Here is a 12,277-nt window from a genome sequence, read left to right as displayed (position 1 = left end):
CTATGAAAGCCTTTCAGAATTTGGGTTTTTGGTTTCGTCACCATCTGTATACCCTTATTCTAAAGGCTTTTCCAGCTTTTTTAGATGGTTATTACTACTTTTTTTCGCTCAATTGGGGTGATAGTTAACTAGAAAGTATCATATATAAGACGCATTAGATGGGACCTTCTACCTCACCGTCAATAATAGCGGTTGCAGGGATATTTAAACAGTGATAGATTTTTACTGTTGAAATATTAAAAACATCTGATAATACACTCGAATTAAAAAATCAATCCCATTTAAGGGAAAATATAGTCTATTACGGGTTAAGGCGTGCGAGGTCCGAGTCACGTGTTGATAGTTGAAAACCACCCCTGATTATACCCTGTATCCTGTGTAACCCGAAACTCGAAAAAGGAGATCCATAATGATCAATCACGTTGTTTTGTTGAAGTTTAAACCGGAAGTCAAAGAAGCCGACATCGAGAATCTTGAAAAACTTATGGACAATCTGCCCAACAGTATTACTGAAATTCATTCATATGAATTCGGCCGGGATGTGGTACGTTCCGACAGGTCCTATGATTTTGGCCTGGTTGCGCTATTTGCCAATACTGAAGCACTCGGTCGGTATCAGGTTCACCCGGATCATTTGGTTGTACTTGAAAAGGTGAAAAATATGTGCAATAGCGTTATTACTGTTGACTTTGAAGGTTTGGATTTAAGTTCGCTGAGAAAAAAAACACCTGAATCGGATCGTATTGACTGGTAACGACTCATGCAGGCAGGCTGAAGCTGGTTGGGCTGAAAGTTGAAAGGACAAGCATCACACAATTGCCGCATTCTGGCGGAAATGTCTGATTTTTGTAACCAACATGGCTTCAAAATGCGCTTTTCCTGACCGTCGCAACCTTCAACTTATGTACCCGGGTATTTGCTGGTAACCTATGTTATGGAAATAATAAACATCCGCTATATTTTCACCTTGCCGGACAAAACAAAAGAAATTTTTAATCTTCAACTCGATGCTGAGTCGTTAAAATTACAGGGAAACATGCTTGACGATCTCCCCTCCTGGACCCGACTCGATTTCCACCAGTGCCCTCACTGTCCGCTTACCGCTGATCTTTATCCAAACTGCCCGTTATCTGTAAACCTGGTTAACATTGTCGAACGCCTTGGTCTCCTTATTTCCTACGATAAAATTCATGTCGAAGTTTCTACCAAGGAGAGGACGGTATCACACCATACAACTGCCCAGGAAGGGATAAGTTCACTGATGGGTCTGGTGATCGCGGTAAGCGAATGTCCACATACCGATTTTTTAAAACCAATGGCCCGTTTTCACCTTCCCTTTGCAAACGAGGAGGAGACAATATGGCGGGCCACCTCCACCTACTTGCTGGCCCAATATTTCCTGATTCTCCAAGGACATCGGATTGAGCTTGAGTTGGATGGACTTACCAGAATATACAACAATATTGAAAAGCTCAACGCCTCCATTGTTAAAAGATTACGCACCGCAGGCAAGAAAGATTCAACCATAAATGCCCTGGTGCATCTTGATATGTTTGCCAAGTACATCGCACCCGGTGTTGAGGAATCTTTACATAAAATCCGCCATATTTTTACACCGTTTTTAAAAAAGCAAATAGGAACCCAATATAAATAAAGTGCCATTAAATAAATAAGTTACTCCTTGACTCTTTTGTCACAATATAATAAAATTTAGCTTGCATTCAGTAAGAGAACTTTGCATAACAGCGATTTTTGCCATATTTCTGTGCCTGATAACATTTTTTTATTCCGCGAAATATTTTATAAATTCATATGGTTAATGTTTTTTCTTCTCCTGTTCGCATCCCGGGATGCTCGGCCTAAACTCGAATGCGAAATGGCAGATTGGGAAAATACCATTGTCGAATATTTCAGTAATTTTATAACAACAGAACAACTATGTGTCGAAAAATATTCTTTTACAGCCTAATGATTACCTGTCTGGTATTTTCATGCCATACCGTTATGGCCGGAGAACGTTTCACCGATAATGGCAACGGAACCCTCACAGACCATAAAATGGGATTGATGTGGGCTAAAGCTGACAATCAGGGAGATATCAACTGGAAAGATGCTAATGCCTGGGCCAAATACAACTTTGCATATACTGTGAGTCCCAATTATGACAACTGGCGCCTCCCGACCCTTGAAGAGCTTAAAAGCCTTTATGTAACGGATCCGAAATACAAAGGATACATGTCAGAATGTGGATTTTTAGTAAAAATCGTTCCGGAAATAAAGTTAAGCTGTATTTTGCTCTGGACTTCGGAAAAGTCAACAGGACCCGGAGTGGCTTTCAACTTCAGCAATGGAAATTCTTTTGCCATACCTGCCTATGATATCAATGGCTGCCGCGGGCTTCCTGTTCGTTCGTTAGAATGACCATTTTCAACCTTCGAAAGATTGGATCATGCCAAAGCTTATTATATTCTCCAGAAGCGGCAGAAACGAGGTTGAAATTAACGAACACTGCATTATCGGCCGCCACACCAATAATCATATCACCATACTCGACCCCGGCATTTCCTCCGTTCACTGCCTCATTACCTTCGAATTCAAACAGGGCTTCGTCATCAGAGATCTTGGAAGCCTTAACGGCACTTTTGTAAATAATAAAAAGATAGACGGAAAACTTTCGCTAAATGACGGTGATGAGATCACGCTGGGAAACACACGCTGCATCTTCAGCTCCAAAACTCCCGGCACAGCAGTACAAATTGTTGATGAGAATTCCCGAACCATACACAGTCATTTTAGCCCCGTAACTGAATCCGCCACAGAAAGGCCGTTTTTAAGTGAAAGGGACATACCTGACAAAGCGGTATTGCGTGCGGATTATGAAAAACTGCGAATCACACACGAACTGCAGCGCAGGATCAGCTTTGACATGGGCATGGACCATATCCTTAAACACGTCCTCAACTGTGCCTTTGAGGTTCTCGAATGTGATCGTGGAATCATACTCATGTCCCATAAAAATGGAATGTTAAAACCTTATGCTTACAAAACTAAATCTCCGGAAAACAGGTTTGTCATCTCCAAAACGCTGATTCGTTACCTGCAAAAAAATAAAAAAGGAATAGTATCTACAGACGCCATGACGGATGATCGCTTCAACGGTGCGAAATCGATTATAGAAAAAGGTACCCGCAGCACCATTGCAGTTCCTATTCTTGATCAGGCCACCATGATTGGTACCATCATTCTCGAATCCTCCACTGCGGTGAGTGCATACAATGCAAAAGACCTGTTCCTCCTGACAAACATTGCCAACCAAACCTACCAGTTTATCAAAACTTCAGAGATGGCAAAAAAGATTAGAGAAGATGCGATCACCCGGAAACGATTCCAAAGGCTTCTTTCACCCAATCTGGCCGAGATGGTCGTGTCTGGCCAGTTAAAGGTGGAAAAGGGTGGGGAAAGCCGCGTTGCCACCGTCCTGTTTGTCGACATTCGTGATTTTACCCTTTTAAGTGAAAACGCCCATGCAACTGAAGTGCTGAGGATGCTCAACGACTACTTCGAGATCATCGTGGATATTGTTTTTCATCATGAAGGTACGGTAGACAAGTTTATTGGAGATTCAATGATGGCAATATGGGGTGCACCGGTTGCTCACGGTGACGATCCGATCCGCGCCGTCAAAGCGGCCATAGACATACAGCACTCGCTGATTGAATTCAATAAAACCCGTGAGGCCGAAGGACAGTTCCAGATTCAAACCGGAATTGGCATAAATACCGGCACCCTGGTGGCAGGATACATCGGCTCCTCCCGTACCATGAGTTACTCGGTGGTGGGTAAAACGGTCAACACGGCATACAGGCTGTGCAGTGCAGCAAAACCCGGCCAGATACTTATTTCCCAGCAAACCCTTGAGCAGTTGGAGAATACGTTCGATATCACCGAGCTCGAACCGATTCCCGCCAAGGGCAAGTATGAACCTGTTCACACATTCAACGTACTTAATTTGAAACCTTAAATCATCAGCACAAAGGGTTTGGATACGGGTTTCCGGCTCAGACATTTGAAAAAACACTTTTCGACGGTCTCGAGTCGAAGCAGCAACATAAATATAGAGATGAGCATACACTCAACTAGCTATACATCCCTGGATCGGCCTGAGATCTTAATGGCCTTATTCCATCCGAGAGGGGAAGTAAAAACCAGCGAAACCGGGACCCACGGTATAGATATCATGATTCCGGTTGAAAAAGATGATAAAATAGGTGCCCGTTTTCATATGGCAGAAAAACAGGGTTCGAATATCCTCTTTTTTCATGGAAACGGTGAAATCGTTGCAGATTATAACGATCTCGGCCCCTTGTATAATAAAATGGGAATTAATTTTTTGCCTGTAGATTACAGAGGTTACGGCAGGTCCACCGGCAGGCCCACCGTTGCAGCCATGATGCATGACTCCCATACCATATTTCACTTCGTCAACAACTGGCTAGTTAAACATGGTTACACCGGCCCTATGATTGTTATGGGCAGATCTCTCGGAAGTGCGCCGGCTCTGGAAATTGCTGACCGCCATAAAGCGGACATCAGCGGGCTTATTTTAGAAAGCGGATTTGCCTGGACCGAGCCTTTGTTGCAAACTTTGGGTATTGATGCGGAAATGATCGGTTTTAAAAAAAAGACAGGCTTTCAAAACGTGGACAAAATCAAAACCTTTGACAAGCCGGTCTTAATTATCCACGCTACGCAAGATCATATCATACCTTTTTCTCATGGAGAAACCCTGTATAATGCATGCAGCGCATCCGACAAAACCTTGCTGAAAATTCCCGGGGCGAATCACAATGACATTTTCATACACGGTCTGACAGAATATATGACCGCGGTTAAGGCTCTTGCAGACCGGTTATGCTGAAGTAAATATTCACGTCCAGATGCCAACAGGCTAACCACCGCAAATGACGGGCAACTGGATCCTGGGTCCGCGATCCCACCAAAGAATTATTCCCGAATATGCTGTTTCTTATTAATTTTCCTGCCCGACTGTGCACAACGATGAAGCAAACCTAAGGTTTGACCGGGGAATCGCCTATTGGCCCGGTACCAGACATAACAACTGAGATCGGAATTCTACACGCCCCCTGTCTTCTTGGTTAAACCGATACAGGCAGAGACGATCAGCGCCGCCGTGGGATTCTTTCCCCTGGGGCTGGCTCAAATCTTATTGAAGCGAGATAGCTGCCGCATGTTCATTCATAGATAAGATTGTTATGTCTGGTACCGGGCCAATAGGCGATTCCCCGGTCGAACCGAGCTAAGATTGAAAAATGACTGTTTATTTCCCATGAATATATTCCGTTTTAAACGATGAAAAAATCGTCACCCCTAACAGGTAAACCGAATCCCCGGACAGCTGCCGCCGATCCCTGTTGGCGTTTACCCCTCAAGATACTCTGCGATCATCTGTAAAACTTTCGATTTTACCGATTCGTTTTCATTTAAGAGCTGATGTTTTGCGTTTTGAATCCATTTGACTTCCAACTTAGATAATTTCTTGTCTAAAAACTCCAGGTTATATTTCCAGTCAACCACTTTGTCTCCGGTTCCCTGAATGACCAGAACCGGCTTTGAAACAGACTTATACCCTTTTATACGCCTGTCCCACTTATAAATCGCATCCAACCATTTTAAGGGAAATCTTTCCGTCCTTAGCGGATCATTTCGGTATTTTTTAAGAAAGGCGGTATCTGAAGAATTTTTTCTGAATTTTCTCGGCAGGGATTTTACAAAAGGCCTGGCCAAAAAATAACCGACTTTGGTCATTTTCCATGATGTAAAGTGAATCAAAGGGGCCAATAGAATGACCTTTTTAAATATTAAATCCTGGGCACTGTTCAGGTATTCAAAGGCAATCGCACCTCCTGTGCTGTGCCCGATCAGGTGAAACGGTCCGGGCAGATCATGCCGACACATTTTTATAAAATCCTCCAGTACGATGACATACTCGGAAAAATCATTGATGGTCAGGCTCTGGCCTGAAGAAAAACCGTGGCCGGGCAAATCGTAAACCGCAACAGTATATTGTCGGTCCAGACAGTGCCGGATAAGATTTTTCATAATCCCGGTATGATCAAAAAAACCATGCAATAAAAAAACGCTCCCCTTTGAATCAACCGGTCTAAAAATATGGGCCGCTATTTTTTTTTCACCACTACTAAATGTCCCCCAAAAATGCTTGGTTTGTTTATAATCAAAATTATAATAACGAAAATAGCTGACTTCCAAAGGTGTATGCAAAGGATGTTGCAGAAAATTTAACGGCTTCATTTTTTCCTTTACCTGATCAATATTGCTTTCAAACTGGATGGGGCAATTGGTTATCGATTCACCGGAGGCGATTTTTGACAGAAGCAGAATTATTATGGCCAATACCAAAATGATGGTCCGGACAGCCCATGATTTTTCATATTTTATGTTCATATGAAAACCCTAACGACCAGAATATTATAAAACGCACATCGGGCAATACGTTGAATTGCCTTATATCCCAATTTGGATAAAAAAGCAAAACCGGGAAAATTCACCATAATAAGTGTTGAGACCCCCGGACGGCAAAACGCGAAAATAAATGAATAACAAAGGTATCCCCGGTTTTTGCCACTCAGCCGGACAGGATACATCGACGCTATTTTTTGAAGTTATTTTTCCACCAGCCCTAGGGATAATGATTGGTATTTTTCTTTATTTTAAAAGGGTATAATGTTACAGAACAGGTGAATACGGCAAGTGAGTGGTTGAAAAAAAATTAACCATGAAAAGGAGAAACCATGTTTACCGAAAAACAGCTCAACAGATATGCGGATGTCCTGCTATGGGCCATGAAAAAAGCCAGAACCGCAAAATTTAAAAAAAACGACATTGTGGCGATCCGTTATAACGCCCCTTCAATAAGACTTGCGGAAATAGTTCATGCAAAACTCCTTGATATTGGGTTGAATCCGGTTCTTCGCACCATGCCCAGCCCGACGATGGAAAAGAACCTTTTTGAACTTTCAAATCACCAACAGCTTGTTTTTATTCCACCCGGCGAACAAGAGCTTTATAAAAATCTGAACGGGTCAATTTTTTTGCATGCCCCTGAATCGATCACTCATCTGAAAAACATTGATCCCAAAAAAATAGGAAAAGTGGCCGTTTCAAGAAAAGTTTTTCGTGATATTCTTGATAAACGTGAACAGCAGGGACTTTTCGGATGGACATTGTGTATCTTTCCTACACAAAAGCTTGCAAAACATGCCGGCCTCTCTATGAAAGAATATACGCGCCAGATAATAACTTCCTGTTTTCTTAACAAAACATCTCCTATATCGCACTGGGAGCAAATATTCAACAATGCAGTTTCCATTAAAAAATGGCTAAACAGTTTAAAGGTAAAATTTTATCACATTGAATCGAAAAATGTGGATCTCAACATTTACCCCGGGGAAAAAAGAAGGTGGATAGGCTTGTCCGGCCACAATATACCCAGTTTTGAAATATTTCTGTCTCCTGACTGGCGAGGAACCACCGGGGTTTATTTTGCCGACCAGCCTTCATACCGAAGCGGCAATTACGTTAAAAATGTCAGGCTTGAGTTTAAAAAAGGCTCGGCGGTTAAAATCAGTGCGACCAAAGGAGCAGATTTTGTAAAAAATCAGCTGTCCATGGATAAAGGGGCAAACAAGCTGGGAGAGTTTTCCCTTACAGACAAAAGGTTTTCCAAGATTAGCCTATTCATGGCCAATACGCTCTTTGATGAAAACTACGGCGGAAAGTACGGCAACTGTCATATCGCAGTCGGTGCTTCCTATGCAGACTCATACTCAGGGGATGTAAAGCGCCTGTCTAAGGAGCGTAAGAAAAAACTCGGATTCAACGATTCTGCCCTCCACTGGGATCTGGTGAACACCGAAAAGAAAACGGTGACCGCCCACCTTGCACCGGGCAAAATCATCCGTATTTATGAAAACGGCCGGTTTTTATATTGATTACAAAGTTGGGCAGAAGTGCAGTTGTTTAAAAGGAATTGCCCCAGATCTCATTTCAGGTTTCTCAACCATGAAAGTGAGACCTTTGCAAAACGTCCCTTTTTGTCCAATCTCTGTGTCAGGCTCAGATTTTAATCCTCGAAATATTCTATATATTCCTGTGGTTAAAATCTTCGCCTTCCTTGACCTTAAACAAAAATGAACATTTTTCAAAGGTCTCAAAGTGGGGGAAATCAATAGTGCGGAACTTGAGTTTTAACCCAACGCGGCTATTTTCGAATTGAGCGGGATAAGTTCTTCCACTGTATTCATGAGGGCCTTTAATTGAAAGGGCTTTTCAAAAATGGTATCAAAGCGCTTGTCTTCAAATCCCCAGGGGGTTCCTGACATACCTATAACCGGTACATATTTTTTTGCAGAATCGCGTATGTGCTTGGCAACACCGTTACCATCTACACCTGGCATGCATATATCGGTAATAACCAGGTCAAAACAGTCGTTATCAAATTTTTGAATACCTTCGTCCCCATCACCTGCTGTGTCCACATCATACCCGTTCATTTCCAACAGCTGCTGTATTATATTTATGATTACTTTTTCATCGTCAATAACAAGAATTTTACACATGGGCCATCCTCGATATTGTGGGGTCGGTATTGAGTATTGACTAAAAATTTTTTACTTTTTGTATAATATATCTCTTTTTATGGTTTTGTCAACAATATATTGTATATGAATTCGTTTATCACACAATATGTTGTGCATGTTATATTCTGGAAGCATCAGTTAGCGGAGATAGGGTGTGAACCATCTCCGGCGTATGCCGGTAAAAAATATTTATAAAAATCCGCTTCAATTTTTTTTGAAATTTATGATACCGATTTATTTGTGTCAAACATGATTATACCGGTTTTCCATTATTGCCAAAAAGTCAGTAAAATATTTTATACTTAGCCTATATTATTATTATTTTTTTTGCACCGGCCTATAAACTTTTAAAAATCAACCCTTTTTGAAATCAGCCCTTTTTTAAAACCATTTTAGCTATTTCCCTTTACAGCCTCATTTATGAGCAATATTTTTTTCTGCTGAATTCTCGCGTTTTCTCTTATTTTCTCTTGTTTTCGAATTAATTGTACTAAATCTTGAAGCGAATTAAATTAATTGAGGATTTTCGGTAGGATACTGACTAATTGAAATTTAGCAAAAAAATAATATTTAATAATCAGCAGGGTGTCCGCCATTGTATATCAAACCCAAGGTCCTGTAAATTTTTTATCCCTTCTTTTACATGCATTCCCGCTGTTTCGACTCCGTGTGAATCATCACCGGGTACCACGGCGATCCCTAAATCCAATGCTTGAAGAAGAATTGGTCTGGATGGGTAGGGTTCACTGGCCCCTGCATATAACGCCCGAAGATTATAATCCATGATCAGGTCTAACTTTTTTATCAGCTTAAGGTTCCTTTGAATTCGTTTTTGTACCTCCGGTTTTTTCAGCCGGGCCTGATAATCCGGATCGAATATACGGATGAGGTCAAAATGACCGACCACTGCCGGTTTAAGCGCGTTAATCATTTGATACTGCTGATCAAAATACGCGCAATAGAGGGCCTCCAACCCGCCAACAATTCGAGCCGTCTCATTATACTGCTGTTTGGAATAATCAAAACCCATATCTCTTACATGGTGCAAAGACCCCACCATGTAATCGGGTTGAAAATTTTTCATCAGTTTTTTAATAAATGGTTCGAATCCGCTGAACGTTTCTGTTTCAAAGCCCACATAAATTTTTATCGATGAGGAATATTTTTTCTGCAGCTTGCGACAGGTGGAAATATAGTTAGAAAATCTTAGATAGGTTCCCTTTGCATCAAAGCCGGCCGCTTTTTCCTCAGGATACATCAATTCGTCAGCCAAAAAGGGCATATGCTCGGTTATACCCACCCAGGAAAAACCCCTTTTAATATAAGCTTTGATTATGTCTTCCAGAGAATCTTTTGCGTGACAACAGAATTCTCCGCTGTGCCCGCCATGAACGGAAACAAGTGCAGGTTGGTCGAGTAAAACCATCATATAAATTTGGCGTGGGCAACATCATCCTGATAATTTGCGATCGATGTTACTCAACAATTTGTTTTTATGCCGAAATAGTCTGCGACGTGTGGCTATGTTAATATAATCTGGGGTGACAACCCGTCACACGAAAGGTATAGCATGCCATATTTACTTTGAAACCCGGTAGGTAATTCGCTGCTCTGAAACAGTAAGGTTTGTTGGCATGGTTTTGAAAAGGTGCGTAGTCGTTACACCTTAAATTTACCAAAATCTTTTGGTGATAATTTTTCGAGATACTCGGCCCATTTTTTTCCTTCACTGCTCTGGTCAACAACTTCCGCAGCACCATCTCCACTCTTCGATTTTTCTATTACTTTATCGTCAATAAAGATCGGTGCATTAAATCGCAATGCAATGGCAATTGCATCGCTTGGACGGGCGTCCATACTGAAAACCTTTTCCCTGGAAGCAAAATGGATTCTGGCAAAATAAGTGCTGTCTTTTATATCACATACCTCTACTTTCGAAACTGCAATATTCAACATTTCTGAAAAATTTTTAAACAGATCGTGCGTCATGGGACGATCAAATGCAACGCCTTGCAGTGCCGAAGCGATGGCCGTGGCTTCCAGCAATCCAATCCAGATGGGTACCGTATGATCGTTATGTTCAGACTTTAAAATAATAATCGGTGTGTTCGAAGCCGGATCTACTGTCAGGCCCGCTATGCTTACCTTATGCAGCATAACTTTCTTCTCCTTTCAATGGGGTCGGTTCAAGCTTTAAGTACCTTCCCCAAAGTGAGTGTGAAAATGCTTTCTCAATTTCAACGTTCACCATACGACCGATAAAAGACTCGTCGTATGAAGCGGTAATTTTTTGTAAGTTAAAGTTTACAATTTTATTGCCTGAGGTCCGCCCTGTCCACTGAATATCATGGGAAAGAGAATCATTGTTTTTGGCTTTCTCTACCCCGGGAAAAACAGAAGACATTTTTTTACTGAACCCCTCAACCAGAATCTCCTGAGTTGACCCCACCAGTGCCTGATTCTTTTTTCTTGAAATAATTTCCTGCAAATCAAGCAGTCTTTTCAATCTTTCTTTTTTTTCCTGGCGCGAAATCTTTTGGGTAAATGAGGTGGCCTTCGCATTGGGACGATCAGAATACTTAAAGGCAAACAGTCCCTCATATTCCACGGTTGTTATTAAATCAAGCGTTTCTTTAAAATCTGCGCCGGTTTCTCCGGGAAAACCGACAATAAAATCCGAAGTAATTGAAATATCCGGGCAAATATTTCGCAGTTTATCTATTTTCTCAAGATACATCGTCCGGGTATATTTCCGGTTCATCCTTTTTAACACCCTGTCTGAGCCGGACTGAACGGGTAAATGTATATGTCGGCAAAGCTTTTCATTATCTTTAAAGGCCATAATAAGGTCATCAGAAAGATCTTTTGGATGTGATGTGGTAAATCGTATTCTGGAAATACCGGAAATTTGGTTGATTCGGGCAAGAAGCTCGGAAAATGAGCAAAGCCCTTCCTTTTTCCCGTAACTGTTCACATTCTGTCCCAGCAGGGTGACCTCGCGAACGCCGATATCCACCAGGCCCTCAATTTCCCTCACTATTTTTTCAGGACTTCTGCTCGCTTCTCTGCCTCGAACATAGGGAACCACGCAATAGGTGCAAAAATTATCGCATCCCTGCATAATAGTCACAAAGGCGGAGACTTTTCCATGCTGCGGTCTTTTTTCCGTTAAATTGGCAACAGGATCAATCTCTTCAATTTTTTCCGTCATGCCGATATCAACCATACGGATTTTTTTTGACTCCACCCGCTCGATTATTTCAGCCAGCCGGGGAATGGCATGTGTCCCGAAAACAATATCGACAAAAGGCACCCGCTGCAAAATTTTGCTGCCTTCCTGCTGCGCCACACAACCTCCGACCCCGATAATCAGACCCGGCTTTTTTCTTTTGAGACCGGCAAGGCGTCCTAAAAAACTGAACACCTTTTGCTCAGCCTTTTCCCGTATGGCACAGGTATTCGCTATGATCAGGTCCGCCTTCCCTAAATTTTCAGTCGTTTCATAGTTGAGTAATCTCAGGCTCTTGGCAATCTGGTCGGAGTCATACACATTCATCTGACAGCCGATTGTATTTATGTATAAATATTTGGTCTTCATT

General features: G+C 41.9%; 11 protein-coding genes. 6 read left to right on the top strand and 5 right to left on the bottom strand.

Annotation, left to right across the window (positions count from 1 at the left end; genetic code table 11):
• The first annotated feature begins 409 nt into the window (after positions 1 to 409).
• The 5 genes from SWH54_15585 (at position 410) to SWH54_15565 (ending at position 4,918) form a co-directional block, all read left to right on the top strand.
• Positions 410 to 754: a Dabb family protein gene (locus SWH54_15585; protein ID MDY6792683.1), complete on the top strand. Its 345-nt coding sequence runs from the start codon at positions 410 to 412 to the stop codon at positions 752 to 754.
• A gap of 180 nt (positions 755 to 934) precedes the next feature.
• Positions 935 to 1,654, top strand: coding sequence for a hypothetical protein (locus tag SWH54_15580; GenBank protein ID MDY6792682.1), 720 nt, complete (start codon positions 935 to 937; stop codon positions 1,652 to 1,654).
• A gap of 284 nt (positions 1,655 to 1,938) precedes the next feature.
• Positions 1,939 to 2,421: a DUF1566 domain-containing protein gene (locus SWH54_15575; protein MDY6792681.1), complete on the top strand. Its 483-nt coding sequence runs from the start codon at positions 1,939 to 1,941 to the stop codon at positions 2,419 to 2,421.
• 28 nt (positions 2,422 to 2,449) lie between these two features.
• Positions 2,450 to 4,021 (top strand): adenylate/guanylate cyclase domain-containing protein, encoded by a 1,572-nt coding sequence (locus SWH54_15570; GenBank protein MDY6792680.1) that lies wholly within the window; start codon positions 2,450 to 2,452, stop codon positions 4,019 to 4,021.
• A 150-nt stretch (positions 4,022 to 4,171) separates the two neighbouring features.
• On the top strand, positions 4,172 to 4,918 hold the full coding sequence (locus SWH54_15565) for an alpha/beta hydrolase (protein ID MDY6792679.1): 747 nt from the start codon (positions 4,172 to 4,174) through the stop codon (positions 4,916 to 4,918).
• A gap of 521 nt (positions 4,919 to 5,439) precedes the next feature.
• Here SWH54_15565 and SWH54_15560 read toward each other — a convergent pair.
• Complete coding sequence (locus SWH54_15560; GenBank protein MDY6792678.1) at positions 5,440 to 6,483, bottom strand: alpha/beta hydrolase; 1,044 nt, start codon at positions 6,481 to 6,483, stop codon at positions 5,440 to 5,442.
• 347 nt (positions 6,484 to 6,830) lie between these two features.
• Here SWH54_15560 and SWH54_15555 point away from each other — a divergent pair, with 347 nt between their 5' ends.
• On the top strand, positions 6,831 to 8,030 hold the full coding sequence (locus SWH54_15555; GenBank protein ID MDY6792677.1) for an aminopeptidase: 1,200 nt from the start codon (positions 6,831 to 6,833) through the stop codon (positions 8,028 to 8,030).
• A gap of 255 nt (positions 8,031 to 8,285) precedes the next feature.
• Here the strand turns inward: SWH54_15555 and SWH54_15550 are convergent, their stop codons facing one another.
• The 4 genes from SWH54_15550 to miaB all read right to left on the bottom strand — a co-directional run bounded on the left by SWH54_15550 (position 8,286) and on the right by miaB (position 12,276).
• Positions 8,286 to 8,657 carry a response regulator gene (locus SWH54_15550; protein MDY6792676.1) on the bottom strand — a complete coding sequence of 124 codons (372 nt, stop codon included), beginning with the start codon at positions 8,655 to 8,657 and terminating at the stop codon, positions 8,286 to 8,288.
• Positions 8,658 to 9,255: 598 nt separating this feature from the next.
• The gene (locus SWH54_15545; GenBank protein ID MDY6792675.1) at positions 9,256 to 10,107 is read right to left on the bottom strand and encodes a histidinol-phosphatase; all 852 of its coding nucleotides are present in this window, start codon (positions 10,105 to 10,107) and stop codon (positions 9,256 to 9,258) included.
• A 230-nt stretch (positions 10,108 to 10,337) separates the two neighbouring features.
• Complete coding sequence (locus tag SWH54_15540) at positions 10,338 to 10,835, bottom strand: bifunctional nuclease family protein (protein ID MDY6792674.1); 498 nt, start codon at positions 10,833 to 10,835, stop codon at positions 10,338 to 10,340.
• Entirely contained in the window at positions 10,825 to 12,276 is a 1,452-nt protein-coding gene (gene miaB, locus SWH54_15535; protein ID MDY6792673.1) for a tRNA (N6-isopentenyl adenosine(37)-C2)-methylthiotransferase MiaB, read from the bottom strand. The genes SWH54_15540 and miaB overlap by 11 nt, the downstream gene beginning before the upstream one ends.
• Position 12,277 lies beyond the last annotated feature (1 nt).

Source organism: Thermodesulfobacteriota bacterium, assembly GCA_034189135.1.
Taxonomy (GTDB): domain Bacteria; phylum Desulfobacterota; class Desulfobacteria; order Desulfobacterales; family JAUWMJ01; genus JAUWMJ01.
Note: the sequence above shows the minus strand (reverse complement) of the source record. Positions and strands in the feature narration are given on the sequence as shown.

Coding starts and splice junctions, on each gene's coding strand:
- SWH54_15585 (MDY6792683.1), top strand. CDS start 410: ATGATCAATCACGTTGTTTTGTTGAAGTTTAAACCGGAAGTCAAAGAA.
- SWH54_15580 (MDY6792682.1), top strand. CDS start 935: ATGGAAATAATAAACATCCGCTATATTTTCACCTTGCCGGACAAAACA.
- SWH54_15575 (MDY6792681.1), top strand. CDS start 1,939: ATGTGTCGAAAAATATTCTTTTACAGCCTAATGATTACCTGTCTGGTA.
- SWH54_15570 (MDY6792680.1), top strand. CDS start 2,450: ATGCCAAAGCTTATTATATTCTCCAGAAGCGGCAGAAACGAGGTTGAA.
- SWH54_15565 (MDY6792679.1), top strand. CDS start 4,172: ATGGCCTTATTCCATCCGAGAGGGGAAGTAAAAACCAGCGAAACCGGG.
- SWH54_15560 (MDY6792678.1), bottom strand. CDS start 6,483: ATGAACATAAAATATGAAAAATCATGGGCTGTCCGGACCATCATTTTG.
- SWH54_15555 (MDY6792677.1), top strand. CDS start 6,831: ATGTTTACCGAAAAACAGCTCAACAGATATGCGGATGTCCTGCTATGG.
- SWH54_15550 (MDY6792676.1), bottom strand. CDS start 8,657: ATGTGTAAAATTCTTGTTATTGACGATGAAAAAGTAATCATAAATATA.
- SWH54_15545 (MDY6792675.1), bottom strand. CDS start 10,107: ATGATGGTTTTACTCGACCAACCTGCACTTGTTTCCGTTCATGGCGGG.
- SWH54_15540 (MDY6792674.1), bottom strand. CDS start 10,835: ATGCTGCATAAGGTAAGCATAGCGGGCCTGACAGTAGATCCGGCTTCG.
- miaB (MDY6792673.1), bottom strand. CDS start 12,276: ATGAAGACCAAATATTTATACATAAATACAATCGGCTGTCAGATGAAT.